Origin of the sequence: Nannocystis punicea (assembly GCF_026965555.1) — a bacterium.
Lineage (GTDB): Bacteria > Myxococcota_A > Polyangia > Nannocystales > Nannocystaceae > Nannocystis > Nannocystis punicea.
This window is the reverse complement of the sequence record NZ_CP114040.1, coordinates 10,797,976-10,820,618: the sequence shown is the minus strand read 5'-3', so window position 1 is coordinate 10,820,618 and position 22,643 is coordinate 10,797,976. Positions and strand designations below refer to the sequence as shown.

20 protein-coding genes are annotated in these 22,643 nt (G+C 72.2%); 8 read left to right on the top strand and 12 right to left on the bottom strand.

Going from position 1 to position 22,643, the window contains the following annotated elements; genetic code table 11:
- Nucleotides 1-363: 363 nt before the first annotated feature.
- The 5 genes from O0S08_RS41425 to O0S08_RS41405 form a co-directional block, all read right to left on the bottom strand.
- Nucleotides 364-978, bottom strand: coding sequence for a hypothetical protein (locus O0S08_RS41425; RefSeq protein WP_269035042.1), 615 nt, complete (start codon nucleotides 976-978; stop codon nucleotides 364-366).
- Nucleotides 979-1,050: 72 nt separating this feature from the next.
- A complete protein-coding gene (locus O0S08_RS41420; protein WP_269035041.1) occupies nucleotides 1,051-2,439 on the bottom strand; it encodes a COG3014 family protein in 1,389 nt (462 codons plus the stop codon).
- Between the two features lie 6 nt (nucleotides 2,440-2,445).
- Nucleotides 2,446-3,069 carry an LpoB-related protein gene (locus O0S08_RS41415; RefSeq protein ID WP_269035040.1) on the bottom strand — a complete coding sequence of 208 codons (624 nt, stop codon included), beginning with the start codon at nucleotides 3,067-3,069 and terminating at the stop codon, nucleotides 2,446-2,448.
- A gap of 97 nt (nucleotides 3,070-3,166) precedes the next feature.
- A complete protein-coding gene (locus tag O0S08_RS41410; protein ID WP_269035039.1) occupies nucleotides 3,167-3,478 on the bottom strand; it encodes a DUF493 family protein in 312 nt (103 codons plus the stop codon).
- 37 nt (nucleotides 3,479-3,515) lie between these two features.
- Nucleotides 3,516-4,766 (bottom strand): RNA polymerase sigma factor, encoded by a 1,251-nt coding sequence (locus tag O0S08_RS41405; RefSeq protein ID WP_269035038.1) that lies wholly within the window; start codon nucleotides 4,764-4,766, stop codon nucleotides 3,516-3,518.
- A gap of 223 nt (nucleotides 4,767-4,989) precedes the next feature.
- Between O0S08_RS41405 and O0S08_RS41400 the strand changes: the two genes are divergently transcribed.
- On the top strand, nucleotides 4,990-5,433 hold the full coding sequence (locus O0S08_RS41400; protein WP_269035037.1) for an RNA-binding S4 domain-containing protein: 444 nt from the start codon (nucleotides 4,990-4,992) through the stop codon (nucleotides 5,431-5,433).
- A 1,227-nt stretch (nucleotides 5,434-6,660) separates the two neighbouring features.
- Here the strand turns inward: O0S08_RS41400 and O0S08_RS41395 are convergent.
- Nucleotides 6,661-7,176 carry a hypothetical protein gene (locus tag O0S08_RS41395; protein WP_269035036.1) on the bottom strand — a complete coding sequence of 172 codons (516 nt, stop codon included), beginning with the start codon at nucleotides 7,174-7,176 and terminating at the stop codon, nucleotides 6,661-6,663.
- Nucleotides 7,177-7,367: 191 nt separating this feature from the next.
- Between O0S08_RS41395 and O0S08_RS41390 the strand changes: the two genes are divergently transcribed.
- From O0S08_RS41390 to O0S08_RS41370, 5 genes are all read left to right on the top strand, one after another.
- The gene (locus tag O0S08_RS41390; protein ID WP_269035035.1) at nucleotides 7,368-8,729 is read left to right on the top strand and encodes an Ig domain-containing protein; all 1,362 of its coding nucleotides are present in this window, start codon (nucleotides 7,368-7,370) and stop codon (nucleotides 8,727-8,729) included.
- A gap of 26 nt (nucleotides 8,730-8,755) precedes the next feature.
- The gene (locus O0S08_RS41385) at nucleotides 8,756-10,228 is read left to right on the top strand and encodes a serine/threonine-protein kinase (protein ID WP_269035034.1); all 1,473 of its coding nucleotides are present in this window, start codon (nucleotides 8,756-8,758) and stop codon (nucleotides 10,226-10,228) included.
- Nucleotides 10,229-10,831: 603 nt separating this feature from the next.
- Complete coding sequence (locus O0S08_RS41380) at nucleotides 10,832-11,545, top strand: hypothetical protein (RefSeq protein WP_269035033.1); 714 nt, start codon at nucleotides 10,832-10,834, stop codon at nucleotides 11,543-11,545.
- On the top strand, nucleotides 11,546-12,673 hold the full coding sequence (locus O0S08_RS41375; RefSeq protein ID WP_269035032.1) for an RNA ligase RtcB family protein: 1,128 nt from the start codon (nucleotides 11,546-11,548) through the stop codon (nucleotides 12,671-12,673).
- Complete coding sequence (locus O0S08_RS41370) at nucleotides 12,670-13,317, top strand: peptide chain release factor-like protein (RefSeq protein WP_269035031.1); 648 nt, start codon at nucleotides 12,670-12,672, stop codon at nucleotides 13,315-13,317. The genes O0S08_RS41375 and O0S08_RS41370 overlap by 4 nt, the downstream gene beginning before the upstream one ends.
- 371 nt (nucleotides 13,318-13,688) lie before the next feature.
- Here O0S08_RS41370 and O0S08_RS41365 read toward each other — a convergent pair whose 3' ends face one another.
- From O0S08_RS41365 to O0S08_RS41345, 5 genes are all read right to left on the bottom strand, one after another.
- Nucleotides 13,689-14,378 carry a hypothetical protein gene (locus tag O0S08_RS41365; protein ID WP_269035030.1) on the bottom strand — a complete coding sequence of 230 codons (690 nt, stop codon included), beginning with the start codon at nucleotides 14,376-14,378 and terminating at the stop codon, nucleotides 13,689-13,691.
- 109 nt (nucleotides 14,379-14,487) lie between these two features.
- Nucleotides 14,488-15,897 (bottom strand): thioredoxin domain-containing protein, encoded by a 1,410-nt coding sequence (locus O0S08_RS41360; RefSeq protein ID WP_269035029.1) that lies wholly within the window; start codon nucleotides 15,895-15,897, stop codon nucleotides 14,488-14,490.
- Nucleotides 15,898-16,443: 546 nt separating this feature from the next.
- Nucleotides 16,444-18,282 (bottom strand): DUF2079 domain-containing protein, encoded by a 1,839-nt coding sequence (locus O0S08_RS41355; protein WP_269035028.1) that lies wholly within the window; start codon nucleotides 18,280-18,282, stop codon nucleotides 16,444-16,446.
- Nucleotides 18,283-18,914: 632 nt separating this feature from the next.
- Nucleotides 18,915-19,526 carry a hypothetical protein gene (locus O0S08_RS41350; RefSeq protein WP_269035027.1) on the bottom strand — a complete coding sequence of 204 codons (612 nt, stop codon included), beginning with the start codon at nucleotides 19,524-19,526 and terminating at the stop codon, nucleotides 18,915-18,917.
- 5 nt (nucleotides 19,527-19,531) lie between these two features.
- The gene (locus O0S08_RS41345) at nucleotides 19,532-20,452 is read right to left on the bottom strand and encodes a DUF4349 domain-containing protein (RefSeq protein WP_269035026.1); all 921 of its coding nucleotides are present in this window, start codon (nucleotides 20,450-20,452) and stop codon (nucleotides 19,532-19,534) included.
- Nucleotides 20,453-20,550: 98 nt separating this feature from the next.
- Between O0S08_RS41345 and O0S08_RS41340 the strand changes: the two genes are divergently transcribed.
- On the top strand, nucleotides 20,551-21,063 hold the full coding sequence (locus O0S08_RS41340; RefSeq protein ID WP_269035025.1) for a hypothetical protein: 513 nt from the start codon (nucleotides 20,551-20,553) through the stop codon (nucleotides 21,061-21,063).
- A gap of 1 nt (nucleotide 21,064) precedes the next feature.
- On the top strand, nucleotides 21,065-21,265 hold the full coding sequence (locus tag O0S08_RS41335) for a hypothetical protein (protein ID WP_269035024.1): 201 nt from the start codon (nucleotides 21,065-21,067) through the stop codon (nucleotides 21,263-21,265).
- Between the two features lie 498 nt (nucleotides 21,266-21,763).
- On the opposite strand, the gene O0S08_RS41330 is transcribed toward O0S08_RS41335, so the two are convergent.
- Nucleotides 21,764-22,504 (bottom strand): fatty acid desaturase CarF family protein, encoded by a 741-nt coding sequence (locus O0S08_RS41330; RefSeq protein WP_269035023.1) that lies wholly within the window; start codon nucleotides 22,502-22,504, stop codon nucleotides 21,764-21,766.
- Between the last annotated feature and the right edge of the window lie 139 nt (nucleotides 22,505-22,643).

Sequence of the window (22,643 nt, the reverse complement as noted above, 5' to 3'; positions counted from 1 at the left end):
TATCACACGGCCCAGCCGCGACTCAGCAGCTCGGCCCTCGCACTCGAATGGCAGGTCGTGGCACCCCGCGCGCGAGCGCCGAGTAGGGAGGGCGTTGCGTCTGCTTGGCAAACCTGGTGCCAGATCAATTCGCCGCAGCGGACCCGCGTTGTCGGCGGTTACGCCACCCGATCAGGCCTTGGTCGGGCTGCATCAGCCCTGGATTCGTCGGCCGGAGCGAAGGGCTCCAGTGCCCTATGTCGACCTATGCGATCGCTGCGTGGAAAGGCCGTCCGGCGGCTCGAGGAATTCGGCCTCTGATCCACCGAGAAATGGGATCCACGGCTGCGCTGAGCTCGGCGACGGTTTGCCGCGCCGCTTTCGTCAGTACCAGGCGAAGCGCAGGCCGACGTAGGGGGTGTGGCGGAGGCCGTCGCCGGGGACGGCGCGGATGTCGTAGAGGAGGGCGACGCCGAGGGCGGCGCTGGCGTTGAGCCAGAACTCGTAGCCGAGGCCGGCGACGCCGCCGGCGCCCATGCGGACGCGGCGGCCGTCGCCCTGGGGGACGCCGCCGATGCCGAGGCCGGTGCGGATGAAGAAGCCGCGGATGATGAAGATGTTGGCCTCGACGTCGCCGCCGAAGAACACCTTGGGGCCGAAGCGGCTCGACATGTACGTGCCGAGGTGGAGGTTGACGCCGAGCGTGAGGCGCTTGCCGACGCCGCCGCCGAGGGCGAGCTCGATGCGGCCGCCGGGGATGAAGGCGGTGGCCTCGTTGAAGGTGCGGGCGAACAGTGGGCTGTCGAAGTAGGTGGCGCCGAAGCCGATGCCGGGGCCGATGAAGAAGCCGCGTCGATCCTGCGGGCCCTCGATCTCGATGCCGCGGCGGCCGAGGACGCTGGCCTCGGCGACCGGCGTGAAGGCGCAGATTCCGAGGTACGCGCCGACGACCATCAGGAGGGAGTGCAGGGCGCGGAGACGAAGGCGACGACGCATCATGAGGGCACCTCGAGAGGGAGAGCGTTAGGAGAGACGAAGCGCGAGGCGGGTGAGAATCACAGTAAGCGAGGGTCAGCGCAGGGTGGTGACGTCCAGCACAACATGGCCGCCGGCGGCGATGTCGAGCGAGTAGTCGCGGGTCTCGCTGCCCCCGCGGCCGGAGGCGACCACGGTGACGGCGTGCGGGCCGGGTTGGACGGGGACGCGCGCGACCAGGACGAGGCCGGGGAGCAGGGTCCAGGAGCGGGTGTCCGGCCGGTCGGCCGCGAGCAGGGCGCCCTCGGCCGCGAGCGCGGCGAACAGGCCGATGATCGCGCCGCCCTTCTCGGAGGTGTTGCCGGCCGCCCGCGCGGCCTCGGCCACCGCCGCGCGCACGATGAGGCGCGAGATCGCGGCGCCGATGATCTTCGGCTTCATCTGCTCGTACTCGTCGATGACCTCGGTCTGGATGTCGCTGGCGATCTCGAGCCCGACCGGCTGGCCGTCGACGCGCAGCTCGGCGGTCTCGAAGGCGCTGTTCGACGGCACGAGCTCGGGGTAGACGACCATCTTGAGCGCGCTGCGCTCGAGCACGCGGCTGTCGCCGGTGATGTAGGCGTGGGCCAGGCCGATCGCGGCGCCGATCGGCATGCGCCGCGCCTCCTTGAGCGGGACCCGGCCGACGCTGACGACCACCACGATCTCGGCCGGCGCCGGGGCTGACTCATAGGACATGCCCCCGAGGACAGCATCGATGCGCGGCGTGCGGTAGCCGGCCAGCGCCGACAGCCGCTGGACCGGGCCGACCAGGCTGGCGAACGGGCGCGCCTGCAGGGCCTCGTCGTAGTAGCGCAGCGCCGACTCGTGCTCGCCGAGGCGCTCGAACACGAAGCCGGCCAGCCAGCTGCCGAACGCGCCGTGGGGGTGGGCGACGTCGCCGCCCTCGCCCTGGGGCCGGCCCTGCCGGTCGTAGCTGGTGAGGTACTCGTGCATCACGGTGAAGCGCTTGGCCTCGACGCGCGCGCCCGAGAGGTCGCCCTGCAGGAGGTAGTTGAGGAGGTTGTAGGCGTTGAGGACCAGCTTCTCCGACGGCGGGGCCTTGTACTTGGTGGCGCTGTCGGAGAACACGTACTTGCCGAGCTGGCCGGCGCCGTCGCGGGCGATGTCGAGGAGCTCGAGCTGCTTCTCGGCGACCGAGAGGTCGCGGGCGCTGAGCTTCCAGGCGCCGCTGGCGTGGAGGATCATGCCGCGCTCGAGCAGGGCGAGCGCGGTGTCCTTCTTCCACTTGGTCGGCATGTCCTTGCTGCTGCGGGTGCCGAGCAGCTTGTTGACCTGCTTCTCCGCCGCGGGCAGATCGCCCCGCTGGGCCGCGCCGCGAGCGTCGCGGGTGCGGTCCGAGTAGGTCGCACAACCTGTCGCAAGGACCAGGCCGAGCGAGAGCGCGGCGAAGCCGGCTCGCGGGCGCGCGGACGGGGCGGGCATGGGCCTCTAGCGGACGATCGCCTTGCTGCGCTCGGCCTTGTACTGGAAGCGCACCAGGCTGGTCTCGACCTCGATGACCTGGATGAACAGGGTGTACTGGACCCGGCGCTCCTTGTTGAAGAACTCGTCGACGCTGCCGACCTTGCCGGTGACGAAGTACTTGGCGCCGATCTGCCGCGAGATCTGGGCGGCGAAGTTCGGGTCGTAGACCGAGCGGTTCTGCTGCACCGCGGCCTCGCTGGCCATCTCCGCCTGGCGCTCGCGGCTGACCACCTGGACCACGCCGCTGTTGACCAGCTCGGTCTCGAGGTCGCCGAGCAGCGTGTTCAGCTGGTCGTCGATGTGCTCCGAGGTCTCGTTCTTGAACGGCCAGATCGCCACCACCACCGGCGCGGGGAAGCTCGAGACCTGGGCCCAGAACGGCGAGGCGTGCAGCTTCTCGAGCGCGACCTGCAGCAAGTCCTGCAGGTCCTTGCGGTCGAGCGTGGTGCTCATCGCGCCCTGGTCGAGGTTGGAGTTCTCGGTGCCGGGCCCGCCGCGCACCGCCTTCGGCTTGCAGCCGAGGTTGGCGCCGAGGCCGGTGGTGAGCGCGACGCCTAGGGCGATGAGCTGGAGTGGACGTGCAGGCATGGCAAGAAGGGTGGCTGGGGTGACGGGAGCCGCGCGGTGAGACCCGCGGCGCCGCGGGGACATTCAGGCGGTGCAGGGAGTGAGCGACGCCCTGACCTCAAAAGATTAAGAGGACGGCGGGGAGGCTGTACAGCCGGGCGTACACCTCCTCGACCTCCTCGACCTGCTCGGCGTGGAGGGTGAGCGTGAGACAGAGGCGGTCGCCCGAGCGCGTCAGTCGTTCGCTCACGGCCAGGCGCGCGGGGCCGACCACGCCGTGCGCGCTGTCGACCGCGGCGGCCCGGAACTCGTCGTCGGCGGGGCCGAAGGCCTTGATCGTGTACTCCCCGGGGAAGCTGTGGGCGGCGAGGATCGCCTCGCGCGCGGGGGCCCGGCGCGACTCGTCGGGCCGGTGGGTAGATCCGGACATGAGGCCCTGGTTAGCACGCCGCGGCGCGCCCGGCACCTCATTGATTCAGGACCGCGAGGATCAGCTCGGGCCCGCCCGCCTCCGCCACGCCCAGAGTGGTGCCCGAGGGCCACGGCACCAGGTCGCCGGGGCGAGCCGCGCCGGCCTCCTCGTGGCTGAGGCCACCCTGGAGCACCAGCACCCGCGCCTCGCTGTGCGGGTAGCGGGACGGGATGACGGCGCCCGGCGCGACGCGGACGATCAGCCGCCGCGGCCACGCGGACCGCTGGACCACGGTGACGTCGCTGTCGCTGACCGCATCTGGCTCTTCGGACATGCTCTCAGGGACACGGACTTCGGAACCGGTCTCGAGGGGCAGGATCCGCAGGCCGGCGTCGTCGCGCCAGCCGCGGGGGGTGTCGACGCGGGCGAGGATCTCGCGGGCGTCGTGGTGCGGCAGGCGCAGCAGGGCGGCGAGGTCGTCGGTGAAGGGGCTGAGGCGCTCGGGGCCGGCGATCGCGGCGACCAGGCGCGCGCGCGTCTGCGGCAGCAGGGCGGCCGGGAAGGTGTAGAGGGCGAGGCCGTGGACGTTGTCGCGCTGGGCCGCGACCTCGCTGGGCTGCAGCTCGGCGATCGCGTCGCCGCGCTCGAAGCGGGCGCGATCCTCCGGCGTGAGCTCGTCGAGCAGGTAGGCGGCGGCGAGGCGGTCGTGCGGGCGCGGGACGTCGGTGTTCGGGGTGGTGCCGGCCAGCGCGGCCGACAACCGCCGCAGGCCGTCGGCGACCTGGGCGCGCACGACCTCGGGCGAGGTGCGGGCGCGGTCGGCGATCTCGCCGGCGCCGAGCCCCTCGAAGTAGGCCAGCTGCAGGGCGCTGCGCGGCTCGTCGTCGAGGTCGAGCATCGCCGTCTGCACGGCCTGGCGCAGCGGGCCGACGTCGGGCGCCTCGGTCTTGTCGTCGAGGGTGGTGATCTGGGTGTCGTGGACGGCCGCCATGCGGGCCGCGCGGTGCTCGGGCAGGGCGCGCAGGGCCGCGGCGCGGGCACCGATGGTCCACCACACGCGCACGCTGTACTGGCGCGGGTCGAACTGCTTGGCGCCGCGCCAGGCGTCGAGGAGGACGCCGTAGACGGCGCCCTCGGCGGCGACGCGGTCGCCGAGGATCCGCAGGGTCGCGCCCAGCAGGGCCGGAGCGTAGCTCTCGCACAGCTCGATGAAGGCGACGGCGTCGCCGCGAGCGGCGGTGGCCATTCGCTGCGCGGCCCCGACGTCTCCGGGCACCGCGAAGTTGATCGGGGGGGCGCCTTGCATGCGTTCATGAGGGTTTCGCGGCCGGGTTCGCTTGTCAAGCGCGCGGCCGTGGGGATGTCTCTTGGGGCATGTTCGTCGCGGCCGCGACGGTACGCTCCGGCCCGCTGACGCCGCGGTCGCCGGGGCGCGTCGAGCGACGATCGCGCAAGGCCGGGCGAGCGCGCGCGAGGCGTCGCCGCCGCTGGCGAACTCGTCGCGGCCCGGGCATGCTGAGAGCCCCTGGATGGACGACGCGGACGACGACGACGACGAGGGCGAGGCCGAGGCCGGTGCGGCCCCCACCGGGCCTGCCGGTGACCCCGCGCTACAATCGGTGCGGCTCGACAAGTGGCTGTGGGCGGCCCGCTGCTTCAAGACTCGCGGGCTGGCGAGCGAGGCTTGCGCTGCCGGCCACGTGAAGGTGGGCGGGGTGACTGCCAAGGCGGCGCGCTCGCTGCGACGCGGCGAGGAGGTCACGATCAAGACCGGCGATGGCCTGCGGATCCTGGAGGTGCTCGGCCTCAGCGAGCGCCGCGGCCCGGCCGCCGTGGCCCGCACGCTATACAACGACCGTTCACCGCCGCGCCCGGCTTCGACCGAGGTGCCGGGGACGGTCACGCGCGATCGCGGCCTCGGCCGACCGACCAAGCAAGAACGCCGTGACATCCGCCGCCTCCGCGGCTACTGACGACGCGCTCGCACCCGACCGCCCGATGCAAATGGCGATGTCGGCGCCGGACGTCGCGCCGGGCGAGGTCGTGACGTCACGCCGATCGAGCAGTCGCGTGAGTGAGGCTGTCGCGCAGAGAGAGGTCGTGACGTCACGCCGGCCGAGGCGTGGGCGTCGCGTCGCGTCGGGCGAGGTCGGGACGTCATGCGGACGAGTGAAGGGGAGTCGCGAGGCCGTGACGTCATGCGGACGAACCGGGCGAGTGAGTCGCGTGGCGCCAGCGTGGTGACGCGACGAACCACGCGATTGAGGGGCGTGCCGGGCGAGGTTGTGACGCGATGCAGAGGAAGGAGGGTCGCGTGGCGCCGGGCGAGGTGGTGTGATGCGGACGAACCGGGCGAATGAGCGGGCGCGGGGCACCGGCGAGTCATGACGCGGCGCGGACGGACCGCACGGGTGAGGAGTCCCTGCACCGAGGAGCTGGGCGGAGAGACGAGGTCGTGACGCGGATGGACCGCACGGGTGGTGGTACGCGAGGCGGACGAACTGCGCGAATGGGCTAGGGCGCGTCGGGCGGAGAGACGAGGTCGTGACGCGAAGCAGACGGACCGCGTGTGATCGGGCGGTGCAGCCGAGGACCTGGGCGGAGAGACGAGGTCGTGACGCGGACGGACCGCGCGGGTGGTGCACCGAGGACCTGGGCGGAGAGACGAGGTCGTGACGCGGACGGACCGAGCGGTGGTGCACCGAGGACCTGGGCGGAGAGACGAGGTCGTGACGCGAAGCGGACGGGCTGCGCGGGGTGGTGCAGCGAGGACCTGGGCCGAGAGACGAGGTCGTGATGCGACGGGGACCGCGTGATTGGGCGGGGCCCGTCGCGCCGAGAGACGAGGGCGTGACGCGACGCGGACGGACTGGCGGTCCAACCCAGGACCGGCGCCGAGAACGACTCGCGGAGCAACTTCGAGGGAGAGGAGTATCGCCCTGTGGGCTCGCGGCTTGCCGCGCGTGAGGCGAGTGCTTCGCTGTTGGAGCGAGCGTCGTCGATTGCGAGCGGCGATGATTCGCGCTGGAGCGAGGTCGGTCGAGAGTGAAGGCCGTGACGTCGCGCGCGCCGTTCCGCGACGCGCGTCGCTCGCTCGTGAGGTCGGCGGGAGAGCGCGTGGAAAACATGTAGCGAGCGATCGCTGCCCGGACCGCGAGAGAATTCGCCGAACGGCGTCCGACGGAATTCGCTGCGAGTGGCTAGGACGCCGGCTCGACGGGCCAGAACCGCTGCGCCCGCACGACCGCGAGGTAGGGTTCGTCGCGCAGCGGCGATGTCGGGCGTGCCCCGAGACGCCGGCCGATCACGCACACGCGGTCGCCGGGGCGCACCAGCGCCCGTTCGGTGCGGAGGCCGACGCCGTGGCGGGTGAGGAGGTCGCGGTGGAAGGCGTCGAGGTCGGTGCCGTGGTCGACGCAGACGAGGACGCGGTGCGGCCCCTCGGCGACGAGGAAGTCGACGGCCTGCTGGCGGACGACGTGGAAGGTCCGCGAGATGACGCTGAGCGCGCCGGCGACGCCGACGACGCTGTGCGGGGGAGAGGCGCGGTAGTCGATGGCGACGGCGGCCTCGCCGTCGACGGGATCGTGGATCGCCTCGAGCGGCTCGACGCTGCCGCTGAAGGTGACGAGCTCGTCACGCCCGGCCCCGAGGATGTCGGACAGTCGTTCGAGGCGACGCGGCCGCGGGGGCCAGAGGTGCTGCCACAAGCTCACGGGTGGACCGGTAGAGTAGCGCGGTGACCGGCCGGTTGACCGCCGCGGACAGGATTTCCCGCCTGCTCCCGGACGCGGCAGACGCGGCTGCGGACGGTGTACGGAAGAAATTCCGGCGGGGCGGCGGCGGCGAGGTGCTATGCTCCGCCGGCCCGTTTAGCGGGGTCCTTGAACTAAAGGGAGATCGGACGATGAGGCTGTTCGCCAGCGAAGGCCGCGGTCGGAGAGGGCGCCTCTCCGGGCCCGGATGGACGTGGATGTTCGTGCTCGGCGCGTCGGCGCTGTCGACGGCGTGCAGCGACGACGACGCCGCGGGAGGCGGGAGCTACGTCGCCTCGGCGACGCAGACCACCGAGCCGCCCGGGACCACGACCGACGTGAACCCGACGACCTCGTCGACCGACGCGCCGACGACGACCACCACCGCGACCACCGACACGCCCACCGACGCGACCGCGACCACCGACGAGCCGCCGCCGGCGCTGGTCGTCGACTGCGGGATGCTGCCGAAGGGCGCGCAGGGGGCCGAGTACCAGCACCAACCGACCGCCTCGGGCGGCGTGCCGAAGTACGCGTGGTCGGCCTCCGGCCTGCCCGACGGCCTCGCCATCAACCCCAACAGCGGCGAGATCTCCGGCGTCCCCACCACCCCGGGCGAGTACACCGTCGAGCTCACCGTCACCGACCTCGAAGACAACGTGGCGATGGCGAGCTGTCCGGCGCTGACCGTCGGCGACATGCTCAAGGTCGACTACGACGCGCTCGCGGCCGACGGCCCGTGCGTCGCCGCGGGCGGCGACAAGTCGATCCTCGACTACATCACCGGCGGCGACGGCTCGCCGATCACCTGCGCGACGCCGGGCGGGACGGGCGACGGCAAGGTGCCGGCGGGCCTCGGGGTCGACGCGCAGAGCTGCGCGATCACGGGGACGATCGGCGAATCGCGCTACGGCAATTGGGCCTGGATCGTCGCGGCCGAGCAGTCGGGGGTGAAGGTGTACGCGCCGTACTGCGCCAAGCAGACTCAGCAGGCGCCGAAGGCCTACGCGATCGTCGGCAACCACAGCGGGCAGATGAACAACGCGCTCGTGCCGATGCTGGTCGACTTCGACCCCGACCAGCCGCTGCGCTTCGACGGCGACGCGGACCCCCGCTTCGAGGTGAAGAAGGGCACCTGCGGCGACTCGTGCTTCTTCGGCTTCCTCTACCGCGTGTCGATGTCGCCGTTCGGCACCGGCGAGTGCAAGTCCGACAAGGACGGCTGCTTCGGGCTGTGCCCGCTGGTGGCCGACGGCAACGAGCCTGACGGCGACAAGGCGATTCAGTGCTCGCTCCTGCCCCTGATGGGAACCCCGAAGATCGGGTTTGCGCACGAGATGTGGGCGAAAGGGGATGTCCCCGCGGAGGAGTTCAAGACGCGCCCGTTCGTGGTCCAGTGGAGCATCGACTACTGCCTGTCGAACGCGGCCACTGATTGCCAGGGCAAGGACGCCATCCTGGCCAACGGCGACAACTCGAGCTTCGAGTTCCCCGTGATCTTCCGGCCTCAGTGAGGCATCATGGGCCGCAAGCCCGCCTGATGAAGCAGCCCGAGGATCCGTCGCCCGCCCCCGAGGCGACGCTGGCAAGCGCGTCGACGTCGCAGGCCCACCTGCTGTCCGACATGGCCACGCCGTCGGGGACGATGACGACCGACCCCGGCTTGCGCGCGCCGACGCAGAGCATCCCGGGCATGCGGACGACGATGGCCAGCACGCTCGACCGCTCGGGCGCACACACCGGCATCCAGCCGCGGCCGCGCGTGCCGAGCGACGTGCGGGCGGCGGCGCTGAAGTCGGGCACCGAGATCGACGGCAAGTACCGGCTCGAGGCGATGCTCGGGCGCGGCGGCATGGGCATCGTCTGGCGCGCCGAGCACTCGCATATGCACGGCAGCGTGGCGATCAAGTTCCTGGCCGATCGCTTCCGCCACAAGCCGCAGGTGATCGAGCGCTTCTGGCAAGAGGCCAAGCTGATGGGCGAGATGGGCCACCCGAACATCGTGCGGGTGCTCGACATCTCGCCGGCCTCGGCCGAGCTGCAGTACATCACGATGGAGCTGCTGACGCAGGGCAGCCTGCGCGACCACCTCAAGCGCAGCGGCGGCAAGCTGCCGACCGACGAGGCGGTCGAGCTGATGGACGGCGTGCTGTCGGCGCTGCTGGCCGCGCACAAGCGGGGCATCGTCCACCGCGACATCAAGCCCGACAACTTGATGCTGGCCAACATCCGCAACTTCGAGACCGACACCTTCGAGCTCGGGGTCAAGGTGCTCGACTTCGGCGCGTCGCTGCTGCTCGCCACCAGCACCGAGACCAGCGCGCCGGACGGCCTGCTCGGCACACCTTATTACATGTCGCCCGAGCAGGCCGCGAGCCTGCAGCTCGACCAGCGCACCGACCTCTACAGCACCGCGGTGGTGCTCTACGAGGCGATCTCCGGCAAGCTGCCGCACCAGGCCGACGACGTGCACTCGCTGGTCTACAGCATCGCCACCGACGCGGCGACGCCGATCGAGCACCACGTCCCCAACATCACCCGGCCGTTCCGCGAGTTCTTCCAGCGCGCGCTGGCGATGGACCCGAGCGCGCGCTTCCAGTCGGCCGACGAGATGCGCGAGGCGCTGCGCAAGCTGTCGCGCCGGCTGGCCGGCAAGGTCCGCAACACCGCGCTCTACCTCGCCTCCGGCGACACCGGCCAGATGCCGGCCGTCGAGCCGCCGATCCTCCGCTCCGACACGCGCCTGGTCCCGTTCCGCAAGGCCCTCGACGAGCGCCCGCCGACGCTCAAGCGCCTGATCCTCCGCGACAACCGACCGGCCGCCCGCCCGGCCGTCATCGTGCTCGGCGCCGCGCTCGGCCTGATCCTCGGCTTCGCAGTCCAGGCGCTCCGCTTCGCCGGCGAGTCCCGCACCCACGGCGTCGACACCCTGATCGCCTGCCTCGCCTTCGCTGGCCTCGGCGCCGGCCTCGGCTGGTTCCTGTGGTCGCAGCCGAAACATCCGCTGAAGTAATGAGATGGATGAATGGCGCTTGACGGGGGCCGGCGCGTACTGTATAGAGTGCGCATCGCCTCTCACCAGGCGGTTCATGTCATGTCTCGCCACTGAGCCACATCCGCTCGAACGCAGGCCCGCTCGCCGCGTCCGTTCGCCTTCGCCCTGTCCATTTCGGACACGCGGCTGAAGGGTCTCCCCGCCGTCTCCCGGTGAGGTGCGTCGTCTCGTGACGACGCCCGCCGACCGCGTCGCCCATGCGACGAGGCCCTGACTGCGGCGAGGCACAGGACGCCGCTCTTGGGGCCCAGGAGGCCGTTTCTGGCCGTTCTGGGCGCCCGTGAGCGCCGGCAGCGAGGGTCCGCGCGACGCGGTCGGGGTCGCGACGTCTTCGCGCGTCGCCGCCCCGCCCCGCGCGCCCGGACCGGCCTGACGCGGCGGCGGAGGCCTCGCATTGTCGTTCGCCGGGTGCGGCGAATGGGGGCAGCGTCGCCGCGCCTGCCCCGGGCATTGTCGTGTGTCGAGATTACCACCATGGGCAATTCGAACTGCTGTGATTCCTGGGAGACCCACTCCATCGCCCCGACGGGCGGAGAGGCGAGGTGTTGATTGCGTTGGGACATGTATGAAGTGATCATCGAGCGGCCGCGCACCGGCGGCGGCTGGGGCGGCGAGGGCCGGCGGGAGGAGATGCGCCGCCGCGCCGACCCGGAGCACGCGCCGGTCCGCGAGCCGATCAGCCGCGGCCGCGGCTCGAAGCAGCTGAACGAGAACCTGGCGCCGTTGCGGCGCTTCCTCCTGAGCCGGGTCGGTCGTCCGTGGGACGCCGTGCACTCGGAGATCGCCGCGACCCTGCGGGTGACCAGCGCGGTGCAGAAGCACGTCCTCGACCACCTGCGCGACATGGTCTACACCAACGTCATGAAGGTCGGCGACCGCCTGTACGAGCGCGGTTCGGGGGGGGTGCGGGAGATCTTCGGCCACCGCTGGACGCCGGTCTACGTGTGCCCGGAGACGGGGCTGCTGAAGAAGGTCCCGCCCCGGCCGGCCCGCTACAAGCCGCCGGTCACGCGCGACGTGGTGCCGATCGACGGCGGCGCGCAGTACCGCAGGATCGGCGGGCAGTGGTACCGGATCACCTTGATGCCGATCCCCGCCGGTCCGCACTGGCTCGACCTGCACGACGTGCTGCTCGGCGCCCTGCGCGGCCTGGGGACCACGTGGCAGATGACGGCCACCCTGCTCGAGCACTACGGCCGCTCCGACCGCTACGCGACCGAGAAGCGGCAGATCGGCAAGAAAGAGCTGCGGCGGCTGCCGCCGGAGGTGCGCTGAATGGAAACGCAAGACAAGGCGACCGTGCGGATCGTGGCGTCGCCGAAGACGTGGATCGAGGGCGAGGCGGTGCAGCAGCTCGAGCGCACCGCGACGCTGCCGGGGATGATCGCGGCGGTCGGCATGCCCGACCTCCACCCCGGCAAGGGCTCGCCGATCGGGGCGGCGTTCGTCAGCGAGGGGCGGATCTACCCGCACCTGGTCGGCAACGACATCGGCTGCGGGATGGCGCTGTGGTCCACCGACCTGCCGCAGCGCAAGCTGAAGCTCGAGCGCTGGGCCGATCGGCTCGGTGACCTCGACGGGCGGTGGGACGGTGACGTGGAGGCGTTCCTGGCCGAAAGGACAGTCGCGCCGACCGACCACGACGCGTCGCTCGGCACGATCGGCGGCGGCAACCACTTCGCCGAGCTGCAGCAGGTCGACGCGATCGAGGACGCGGAGGCCTGGGCCACGCTCGGGATCGCCGCGGACTCGCTGGTGCTGCTGGTCCACAGCGGCTCGCGCGGGCTCGGCGAGGCGATCCTGCGCGCGCACGTCGACCGCTTCGCGGCGGCGGGGCTGGGCAGCGCCGGCGAGGACGCGCGCGAGTACCTGCGCGCGCACGACGGCGCGGTCGCGTGGGCGCAGGCCAACCGGGCCCTGATCGCGCGCCGCTTCGCCGACGCGCTCGGGGTCGAGCTCGCCCCGGTGCTCGACGTCTGCCACAACGCGGTGGTGCCGTGCCCCGACGGGGCGCCGCAGCGCTGGCTGCACCGCAAGGGGGCGGCGCCGTCGACGGCGGGGATCGTGGTGATCCCCGGCTCGCGCGGGACGCTGAGCTACGTGGTGAAGCCCGACCCGAGCCGCGCGGAGGCCGGGTGGTCCCTGGCCCATGGGGCAGGTCGCAAGTGGCGCCGCAGCGACGTCAAGGAGCGCCTGCAGGGCCGCTACCGCCCCGACGACCTGGTGCGCACGGCCCTCGGCGGGCGGGTGATCTGCGAGGACCGCGAGCTGCTCTACGAGGAGGCGCCCGAGGCGTACAAGAAGATCGACGCAGTCGTCGGCGACCTGGTCGCGGCCGGCCTGTGCACCGTGGTGGCGACCCTGCGCCCGGTGCTGACCTACAAGACCCGGAGCCGGCGATGAAGGCGTGGGTGCTGATCTCCGGCGGTCACGGGCCGCCGGAGCTGGCGTGGGTGGTGCACCGTCTCGGGCCGGTGTTCGCGGCGGCGGCCGCAGCGGCGGGCCTCGGCTGCGAGGAGCTGCTGCGTACGCCGGGGCCGGCGGCGGAGACGTCGTGGTCGTTGATGTATGAACTCGAGGACATGTCCGAAGGGGAAGGACTCGCGGCGCTGCTGTCGCAGTGGGAGGGCACTGCGCAGTGGATCGGTCGCAGCCCGCTGCGGCCGACGCACCGCCGACGCAACTGGTTCGTCAAGCTGACGCGCCTGCCGGTCGAGGCGGAGGCGACCACCGCGGTGCGCGAGGCGGACCTCGAGGAGTCGGCGGTGCGCAGCGGCGGGTCCGGCGGCCAGAACGTCAACAAGCGCAGCACTGCGGTCCGCCTGCGGCACAAGCCGTCGGGTTTCGAGGTGGTGGCCCGCGAGGAGCGCTCGCAGGGGCAGAACCGCAGGATCGCCCGCGAGCGGCTGGCCGCCCTGCTGCTGGCCGGCGCGGCCGCGCGCCGCAGCGAGGCCGAGCGGGCCCGCTGGGACGAGCACAACGCGATCGAGCGCGGCAACGCCAGGCAGGTGTTCCGCGGGCCGGAGTTCGCGCGCGTGCAGGGCTGAGGTTGTGGCGAGGCGCGGGGCCGCGGGAGCGACAACCGCGGGCTCGGCGAGGGACCGCGCGCCGGGCGGACGCCGCGACTTCGCGGGACTGCGGGAAGCGACACCCGTGTTTCAGCGAAGGACCGTACGTCGGGCGGACGCCGCGGCTCGGCAGGAGGTGAAGGGCTAGGCCGGCCCGTCGGCCCCGGGCGACGCGGTCGCGGCGTTCCGCGTCGTCCTCGACGCGCAGGACACGGAGCAGGCGCGGGCGGTGCGGGAGGCCGGCGCGCCTGGCGGCGCGGTCGCGCTCCTGATGCTGATGGCTCTCAGGGCAGGTCGTAAGTGTCATGCCTCATGGGTCATGCCCGTAGGGACATGCCCTGAAGGACATATCACGAACGGTGGCGGCGGACCGACTCGGTCATCTCGATCACGACCTTCCACTGCTCGAGCGCGCGGGTCTTGCTGTCGCCGAGCTCGGCGAGGGCGCGCATGCGCAGGCGGAGGGTGGTGGCGGTGGCGTCGGCGAGCTCGGCGAGCTCGGCGGAGCGGGCGGCGCGGCGGAAGGGGTTCCACTTGCCGATGACCAGGGCGAGCACGACGAGGCCGCCGAGGACGAGGCCGCCGGACAGGCCGTACTCGCCCTGGACGGCGCCGTAGAGGCCGGCGCCGATGATGGCGGCGGCGAGGCCGGCGACGAGGATGGTGACCTGGCGCAGGCGCGAGCCCTGGGTGCGCAGGGCCTGGGCGCTGCGCAGGGCCAGCAGCTCGAGCTCGCCGAGCGGGTTGCTGGCGAACACGTCGGGCGCGGCGACGTCGCGCAGGAGGTCGGCGCTCCAGCTCTTGACCTCGCGCGAGCCGGAGAAGTCGTGGGCGGCCGACTGCGCGTGCTCGCGCGGGATGATCGTGGCGCTGTCGGAGCCGCGCGGGACGGTCGGGTGGGGCGCCGAGTCGCGGGCGTCGAGGACGGTGTCGGCGATCGCCGCGTCGCGGATCGCAGCCTCGGCGCGCTGTCGGAGCTTGCTCAGGCTCGCGGCGATCGCGGGGCTGCTGCGGGCGGCTTCGACGAGGAACTCACTCATGCGGTCGAGCCGGTCCCGACCCCCGGCCTCCGGGCCTGAGAGTTACACAGTCGGCTGTGCTTCGGCAGGAATTGTCGGCAGGGGTGCGAGAGGGCGGGCCCGCGCGCGCTCACAGGTGCGCCTGCGTCCGCCGTCCGCCGCCGACGAGGCCGCCGTAGCGCGTCGGGTCGGCGAGTCCGAGCCACGGGTCGCGGGCCGGGGTCAAGAACAGCTCGTCGTACACACGGCGGACGATCGTCTGCAGGTCCCCGGGCGCGGTGGCCCCGCGGGCCCACCAGCCGTGGATCTCCCGGTGGATCTCCTGCTCGTTGCGCAGCGTGTCGAGCGCGAGCGTGCGGCGCAGTTCGACGATCGCTTCGGCCCGATCGGCGGCGTCGCGCGTCGCGTCGCCGCTGCGCCACTGCTGCGTGCGCACGAGGCCGAGGCTCGCGCGCGAGAGGTCGATCTTGGGCGCAGTGACGTCGGCCATCAGCTCCCAGCGCTGTTCGACGCGATCGACGGGCTCGCCGGTGACCCCGCGCAGCGGCGCCTCGACGGCCATCTTGCTGGCCGCCAGCGGCGCGGCCTCGCCGGCGCGCGGAGCCCGGGCGGCGAGGCGAGGCGCGCGGACACGGCGTAACGGGCCGGCGGGTTCTCCGGCATAGCTCGCCAACAGAACGGAGGCCGCGTCGAGGTCGCGTACGCGGGCTTCGTGGTGGTCGGCGAGGGCGTCGCGGAGGGCCTGGCCGTCGAGGGCGGCGGTGCTGCGCGCGAGGGCCTCGGCGCGCTGCAGGGCGGCGACGAAGTCGGCGGGCGCGTAGAGGCCGGGGACGACGTCGACCGGGCGACCGCCGGCGTCGAGGACGAAGTGCGCGCTGTTGCCGGTGATGGTGGTGACGATCTGGCGGCCGTCGCCGAGGTCGACGGTGATCTTCGGTGCGGGCCGCTCGCTGGCCCAGTGGAGCACGAAGCGGTCGCGCAGGAGGGCGCGCACCGCCGGGTCGGGGTAGAGGACGGCGCGGAACAGCCGGCTGTTGGCGCAGCTCAGCTCGTCGCGCAGGTCGCCGAGGAGGCGCAGCGAGAGGACCGGCTTGCCCTCGCGCCTGGCCGTTCGGACAGCTTCGTCGAGGTCGGTGTGCCAGTAGAGGCGCGACAGCAGGCAGTCGCGTTGGCCGCACACTTCGTCGAGGGCGCCGAGCAGGCGCGCACGGGTCGGATCGGCGAGGCCGGCCGGGTCGCGCCGGCGGGGCGGGGCGTCGGCGGCCGCGAGGATGGCCTCGTACGCGGCGGTCAGCGCCTCTTCGTGGGCGGCCTCGAAGGCGGCGAGGCCCGCGGGGCCGGCCGCCCGCAGGCGCTCCCGGGCGGCCTGCGCGGCGGCGTCGTCGTCGGCGACGGCCAGCCGCGCGAGCTCGTCGAGGCTCTGCTCGCGGCCGCTGCTGTCCTCGAGGACAGGTGGAAGGTCGCTCGTGACCGCGCACGCGGGCGCGCCGGACGAGAGGAACAGGGCCATGGTGTACCAGAGCGAGCCGCGGATCCGCATCACTGCCTCCTGCGAGGTCGGGTGTAGCGGAGGGCGAGGCGGGCGATCGTCAAGCCTGTGTAAAAGGTGCCCGTGGGGGTCTACGGGCTCGTCCGCGAGCGATGCGGGTGGCGCGAGGACCGGCTGATGCGACATCCAGCGGGGACGGGCGAACTCGATCCTGGCGTTCTCATGAAAGGACATGACCGAAAGAGAGTGTCCGGAAGGACATGGGGGGCGCGGCGATGCGGCAGACCGGAGCGCGGGCTGCGACTCACCGCGATTCGAGAGCCGCGGCGGTTCGCATGAAAAGACGCGCCCGGCGAGCCGGTGAGCCTGGCGATGCGACACACTGAGCGGGACGAGGCTCGGGACGTCTCGCGCTCCGCTCGCCGCGGCGGTCCGCATGAAAGGACGTGTCCGACGAGACGGTGAGCCTGGCGATGCGACACACGGAGCGGGGCGCTGGCTCGGGACGTCCCGCGCTCCACGAGCGGTCGCGCGGGCGCAGGGGATGTTCTCGTGATGAGTCCTTCAGGACATGTTTATAAGAGCATGTCCTCGAGGTCACCTCTCGGGGTTGCGCTGCAGCACGAGGATCTTGTGCTGCTCGTCGACGGTGCGGAAGCGCTGCTCGGCGCGGAGGTTTCGGAGCAGGGGCATGTGCTTGGCGTTGATGTCCTCGCGGTGGAGAACGAGGTAGTCGACGTCGAGGCGGGCCGGGAACCAGGCGAAGCAGCGGCGGGCGGCCAGGTGCGCGCCGACGTCGCCGGTGGCGGCGACGCAGGCGTCGGCGGGCAGGCTGCGCGCGAGCTCGGCGAGCCAGGCGTGGCGGTCGCGCTCGGCGTCGGTGAGCGCGGTGGGGACCGGGTGGAAGCCGGCGCGGAAGCTGCCGCCGGGCAGGCCGAAGGACCAGCCGAAGGCGAGCGCGGCGACGACGATGCCGGCGGCCAGCTCGTGCGCCAGCGGGCGGCCGAGCCGCTGCTGCAGGTGCACCGCGCCGACCGGGGCCGCGGCGAACACCGCGGGCAGGAAGAAGCTCGAGTAGTGGAAGTACGGGTCGGCGACGTACTGATTGCCGCTGAGCACGAAGATCGCAGCGGCCGGGAGGAGCAGCACGAGCAGGCGGCCGGCGCACGCGGGCAGGAGCAGCAGCGGGGCGCCGAGGCACAGCAGGAAGCCGAACTTGTCGGGCCGCAGCAGCTCGAGCGGGAGCCGCAGCGGGTTGGCGAGCAGCGCGAGCGCGAGGTCGCGGTAGCCGGTGGCCTCGACGAGGTTGCCGCGCAGGCCGTCGGCGTGCGCGCCCACGCCGGTGCCGGGCGCGAACACGCGGGCGACGAGGACGAACCACGCGAGGCCGAGGCCGAGCAGGACGAGGCCGCGGCGCGGACGGCCGTCGAGGGCGACGAACAGGCCCAGGGCGGCGACGACGAGGCCCATCTCCTCGCGGACGAGCAGGAGGGCGCCGGCGGCGAGCGCGAGGCCGAGGCGGCGATCGCCGTCGTGGGCCCACAGCGCCCACAGCACCAGCGGGACGGCGAGGGTGAGGTCGTGGAAGTCCCACAGCGCGTTGGCGTGGACCAGCGGCGAGACGAGGAAGGCCAACGTGACGGCGAACGCGAGGGCGACGCTGCCGCTGCGCCGGCGGGAGAACAGGTAGAGCGGGATCGCGGCGGAGCACAGCCACAGCGTCTGCACGACGATCAGGGTCTCGGCGCGCGGACTGACCGCATAAAACGGGACGAGCGCGAGCAGCAGCGGGGCGAAGTGCTCGTGATTGAAAGTGTCGCCGGGGAACAGGCTGGTGGCCAGCAGATCGCCGTGCAGCGAGCGCCACAGCACGTTCTCGAAGATGCCGAGGTCGTGGATGTTGCTGACGAGGGCGTGATGGCGGACCACGCCGAGGTGGATCAGGACGGCGGCGACGCCGAGGCCGAGCACGAGCAGGACGGCGGCGGCGAGGCGCGGACGCGCGGGCCGGGCGGCGAGGACGTCGCGCCAGCCGGCGGCGGTCGCAGCGGCCAGCAGACCGAGGCCGAGGCTGACGACCAGCGGGACGAAGCCGCGACGCTCGGCGAGGCCGGGCGCCGCGAGCAGGACGCACGCGGGCGCGCCGGCGAGGAGCAGGAGGCGACGGTTCCACGCGGCGGCGAGGTCGGCGAGCGGGCGGCCGAGGCGACGCGCGGCGAGGACGTGGACGCCGACCAGCACGACGACGCCGGCGAGGCCGGCACGCAGGGCGACGAGGCGCTGCGCGAGGTCGAGGTCGTCGCCGACCAGCGCGGCAGGATCGCCGCGCCCCAGCGCCCAGACGGTCCAGCCGGCGGCGAAGCCGAGCAGCGCCGCGAGCAGACCCCACCGCCGCGCGTGGGCGAGTCCAGCGGAGACGACGGCAGCGAACGGCACGAGTCATTGGTGACTCGCGGCGGGGCAAGACGTCAAGGATGGATTGTCGGCGCGGCGTACGGCCGTGAGGGCGGGAGCACAATGCGGCGCCGACGGCGGTGGGGTCATCCACGGATGACGCGACCGCAAGAGAACGGCGAGGTCGTGAGGGCGGGAGCACAATGCGGCGCCGACGGCGGTGAGGTCATCCACGGATGACGCGACCGCAAGAGAACGGCGAGGCCGTGAGGGCGGGAGCACAATGCGGCGCCGACGGCGGTGAGGTCATCCATGGATGACGCGACCGCAAGAGAACGGCGAGGCCGTGAGTGTGCGAGCGGCAGCGAACTCGCAATGCAGGGCGCCGCAGCCGCGGCGAGGCGGGCGGAGGCATACGCACCTGCAGGCAGCGCCATGAGGCGCGAGGTGGGACGAGACCCAAGCATGCAGGCAGCGCCGTGTGGTCGCCGGTTCGACCACTGATTTCCCGGCTCGACCTGGACCTCGGAGGCGAACATCGCCCTCACGCTCCACAAGTCGAGGCTGCCCCGGTCACCGCCGTTCGGGCCTTGATCGGTTGTCGCAGTCGGCGGGGTGCTCGTGAGGCGACGCGGGAGTTCGGCGGCGAACCCTCGCGAAGCAGAGCACGGGCCTCAGGGGCTCGGCGTCGCGGCGGGCGCCGGCGTCACGGGCGTCGCAGGATCAGGCGGCTCGGGCAGGCCGGGGATCGGGTCGGGCGGCGGGGAGCTCAGCTTCGGCGGCTGGGGGCTGCCGCAGATCTTCGAGGCCGGCTTGCAGCCGCGGACCTTGAGCTGCCCGGTGATCTCGCCGATCCGCGCCTGATAGGCCCTGGCGTGCTCGCGGTCGCCGGCCACCTCGAGCGTGAACTTGTACTTGTCGGTGACGAACAGGATCACCGTATAAAACTTCGGCTCGTCGGTGCCGGGGATCGTGTAGTCGAAGTCGAAGCGGGTGCCCTCGCGGCCGTTCTTGCTGCGCGCCGGCTGTTGATTGGTCAGGACGTAGCCGCGCTTGCCCAGCTTGGTGACGAGGTCGGCCGCCCAGTAGCCGAGGGTGCCGCCGCGGACGTTCTCGAACCGGTGCACGCGCAGGCCGACGTCGTCCTGGGCCTTCATGCGCGTCTCGTAGGAGTTGCTGCTGACCTCGACGAAGCCGACCGGCGGCTCGATCACGTACTTCTTGCAGCCGGACAGGAGCGCGGTCGCGGCGATGACAAGTCCCAAAGAGCAGGTATTTTTGAACATGGCCTTCAGTTCCACTCGGTGGCCTCGACGCCGAGGGTGTCGACCCACGGGAAGGGATCGTTGCTCGACGGGACCGCGTTCTGGGGCCCGCGCTCGCTCAGCCGCACGGTGAGCGTGGAGAAGCCGATCTGGTTCTCGAGGAGGCGGAGGCGGCCCATCGCCTGCTCGAGCTCCATGGTGATGGCGTCGAGCGAGCGCCGGACCTCGAGCGCCTCCTCGACGTTGCGCGCCTGCTTGAGCAGGGCGATGAGCTGGCTCTGGGTCTCGCGCAGCACGCGGATCCGCGTGGTCAGGTCGACGTACTCCTGGGTCACGTCCTGGGCCTGCAGGTTGCGCGACTCGACCACGCCGAGCTTGCCGAGCTCCTCCATGACGCGCCGCAGCTGGGCAGCGGGGATCCGCAGCACCAGGTAGCCCTGCGACATGGTTTGCACGTAGCCGCCGGACTCGAGCGTCAGCGCCTCGGTCCGCTGCATGGCGTCGTCGAGCTTGAAGCACGAGATCGCCATGTCGGCGGTGTAGATGATCTGCCGCGCGAACTGCTTCTGCGGCTCCTTGCCCTTGTCGTCGCCCTCGCCGCTGGTGGCCGTGGGCGTGTTCGTCGGCCTGGGCTCCGGACGCGTCGGGCCGGACGACTCCCTCTTGACCGGCGGCGGGGCGCCCAGCGAGGTGGCGGGCGGCGCGGCCTCCGCCTTGGACGCCCCCTGGTCGAAGTCGTCGCTCTCGTACTCTGCGCGTCGCCCGTCGCCGGCGACCATCGGAGACGGCATCTCGGGCGCCATTTCGCCGCCGGCCATCGCGCCGCCGCCGCCTCCCCAGGACTCCTCCATCGGGGGCGAGGGCGCCGCTGCCTCCCTTGCCGACGAGGCGCAACCGAACGAGGTGAGGATGAACGCGGCGGCCAGGAGGTGTCGGAGTCGATGCATCACGGGCTCACGAGGCGGCGAGGTTGCCGATGATACCTTGCGAACGCCGGGCCCCGGACGCGCCTTACAGGCGCGCGGGCTTGTGGCATCATGGCCCCGTGCGCTGGTGGCCACGGTTCGCCCTCGTCGCGCTGTGCCTCACGGGCCCGGCGCTCGCTGGTTGCTCGCGCGAAGCGCCGACGGTCGAGGCCTGGCCCGAGGGGCTGCCGCGACCGCAGGACGCCGCCGAGGCGGAGCGGCTCGAGCAGGCCGGCACGCGCTGGACCAATCACCAGGCGCGTCAGCTCTATCTCGAGCGCGTGGCCGCGATCGGCGGCGAGGTCGAGCGCTGGAAGGCCGAGCAGATCCCCGTGGAGGAGCAGGCCCGCCGCGCTTACCAGCTCCGCCACGACGCCCGCATGACTGCGCGCGCGATGATGTCGGATGCCACCGAGCTGGGGGCCCTGCAAGAGCGCGATCGCGCCAAGTACGGCAACCCCGACGGGCCGACCTTCGAGTGGCTGATCGAGCGCGCCAGGGCCAAGGGCCTCGAGGGCGACGCGGCCTATCAGTCGATCGTCGAGAGCGCCCAGAAGACCGACGCCGCCGTCAACAAAGGAATGGGGTTCTGAGATGGACGGGCGGCTGCGGCGAATTATTAAATGGTCGAAGGGACAGGACTCTTCGGCCATGTACGTGGCGGAGGTCGACGGCGAGCGGTGGACGATCCGGCTCGGCGACTTCCCCGACGAGCCGCTCTACGCGCTGGCGATCGATGGCGTCGAGGTGCTGCGCTTCGACGACTGGCCGCCGCTGTGGACCCGGCCGACGTAGCGACGACGAAGGTCGGCGCGAGGCTGGCGCAAGAGACAGGTGAGTCCGCACGCGAGCGGGCCGGCGAGAGGCTGGCGCGAGGCGCAGACGAGCCCGCCGGGGCGCGGGGCGCGGAAATGTAATGGCTGGCCCAAGAGACAGGCGAGTCGTCCGGTGTCGCGGTCGGCGACGGCTGGCGCTGGAGGTGAGCACGCATGCGGGCGGACCGGCGAGCCGCAAGCGAAGAGGGCGGGCGAGTGGCTGGCCCAAGAGACAGCCGAGCCGAACGGGCCGCCGCTCGCGCGGACGCGGGATGGCTGGCCCAAGAGACAGCCGAGCCGGCCAGGCCGCCGCTCGCGCGGACGCGGGATGGCTGGCCCAGGAGACGGGTGAGACATCCCGGCGACGGCCGGCGTCAGGCATGAGCTCGCGCGAGCGGCAGGCGAGCAGGGCGCGGCTGAGGCGCCGGCGATCACCTGGCGCATGGGACAGGTCGGTTTGACCTGTCTCTTGGGACAGCTACTCCTGGACGCCGCCGACCTCGTCGGCCTTGCCGGCGATCGGCTCGAGCACGCGTCGGAGCGGCTCTTTGAGGCGCTCGAACAGGCGGGTGCGGGCGAGGATCGGGTTGAGCCAGCCGGATGTGATGCAGTAGTAGGTGTTGAACGGCGGGGTGTGGTGGCGCGCGTGGTGCTCGGGGCCGAGGATCAGCCCGGTGCGCTGGAGCCGGCGGATCCACGCGGACGGGTTCGGGTGGTGGGCCCAGCTGTGGAACTGGTTGGTGAGGAAGATGCCGAACAGGAACAGGCCGATGTAGGCGGCGAAGAACAGCGAGGCGGTGCCGTGGATCGGGACGAAGTACCAGGTGCCGATCAGCACGGGCAGGCTGATCAGGCAGTTGGCGCCGTTGACCTCGAGGAAGTCGTGGCGGGTGATCGCCAGCGGGTCGACGTGGTGCTCGCGGAACGGGCGGATGAACACCGGGCCGAAGAAGGGCGTGCGCGTCGAGCCGATGTTGTCGGCCAGGAAGTGCACGAAGCCCGAGACGAAGTCGGCGGTGATGTAGCCGAGCACCAGCGCCAGCGGCAGCAGCCAGGTCGCCAGCCCCGACGACGTGGCATCGAGGTGCAGGTAGACGTCGCGCGCCAGCAGGTACTCGAAGAAGAAGAACACCGACATGCTGGAGGCGTCGACGAGACGCATCCACAGCGAGCCGCTCATGTCGTAGTCGTGAGGGATGTCGTCGGGGGTCGCGGACATCGCGGGCTCTACGATGATCGCGGCAGACCGGCCGGTTTTGCAAAGGGCTTCCGTAACGAGAGGGTGCGCACGCGCCGGCGCGGCTGGCGAATCCGCGCGGGCAAACGGCCGTAAGCGACGTCTGGCGGAGAAGTCAGGC

Excerpts from the sequence above, each read along its gene's own strand:
- O0S08_RS41425 (WP_269035042.1), bottom strand. The coding sequence starts at position 978 with ATGATGCGTCGTCGCCTTCGTCTCCGCGCCCTGCACTCCCTCCTGATG.
- O0S08_RS41420 (WP_269035041.1), bottom strand. The coding sequence starts at position 2,439 with ATGCCCGCCCCGTCCGCGCGCCCGCGAGCCGGCTTCGCCGCGCTCTCG.
- O0S08_RS41415 (WP_269035040.1), bottom strand. The coding sequence starts at position 3,069 with ATGCCTGCACGTCCACTCCAGCTCATCGCCCTAGGCGTCGCGCTCACC.
- O0S08_RS41410 (WP_269035039.1), bottom strand. The coding sequence starts at position 3,478 with ATGTCCGGATCTACCCACCGGCCCGACGAGTCGCGCCGGGCCCCCGCG.
- O0S08_RS41405 (WP_269035038.1), bottom strand. The coding sequence starts at position 4,766 with ATGCAAGGCGCCCCCCCGATCAACTTCGCGGTGCCCGGAGACGTCGGG.
- O0S08_RS41400 (WP_269035037.1), top strand. The coding sequence starts at position 4,990 with ATGGACGACGCGGACGACGACGACGACGAGGGCGAGGCCGAGGCCGGT.
- O0S08_RS41390 (WP_269035035.1), top strand. The coding sequence starts at position 7,368 with ATGAGGCTGTTCGCCAGCGAAGGCCGCGGTCGGAGAGGGCGCCTCTCC.
- O0S08_RS41385 (WP_269035034.1), top strand. The coding sequence starts at position 8,756 with ATGAAGCAGCCCGAGGATCCGTCGCCCGCCCCCGAGGCGACGCTGGCA.
- O0S08_RS41380 (WP_269035033.1), top strand. The coding sequence starts at position 10,832 with ATGTATGAAGTGATCATCGAGCGGCCGCGCACCGGCGGCGGCTGGGGC.
- O0S08_RS41375 (WP_269035032.1), top strand. The coding sequence starts at position 11,546 with ATGGAAACGCAAGACAAGGCGACCGTGCGGATCGTGGCGTCGCCGAAG.
- O0S08_RS41370 (WP_269035031.1), top strand. The coding sequence starts at position 12,670 with ATGAAGGCGTGGGTGCTGATCTCCGGCGGTCACGGGCCGCCGGAGCTG.
- O0S08_RS41365 (WP_269035030.1), bottom strand. The coding sequence starts at position 14,378 with ATGAGTGAGTTCCTCGTCGAAGCCGCCCGCAGCAGCCCCGCGATCGCC.
- O0S08_RS41360 (WP_269035029.1), bottom strand. The coding sequence starts at position 15,897 with ATGCGGATCCGCGGCTCGCTCTGGTACACCATGGCCCTGTTCCTCTCG.
- O0S08_RS41350 (WP_269035027.1), bottom strand. The coding sequence starts at position 19,526 with ATGTTCAAAAATACCTGCTCTTTGGGACTTGTCATCGCCGCGACCGCG.
- O0S08_RS41345 (WP_269035026.1), bottom strand. The coding sequence starts at position 20,452 with ATGCATCGACTCCGACACCTCCTGGCCGCCGCGTTCATCCTCACCTCG.
- O0S08_RS41335 (WP_269035024.1), top strand. The coding sequence starts at position 21,065 with ATGGACGGGCGGCTGCGGCGAATTATTAAATGGTCGAAGGGACAGGAC.
- O0S08_RS41330 (WP_269035023.1), bottom strand. The coding sequence starts at position 22,504 with ATGTCCGCGACCCCCGACGACATCCCTCACGACTACGACATGAGCGGC.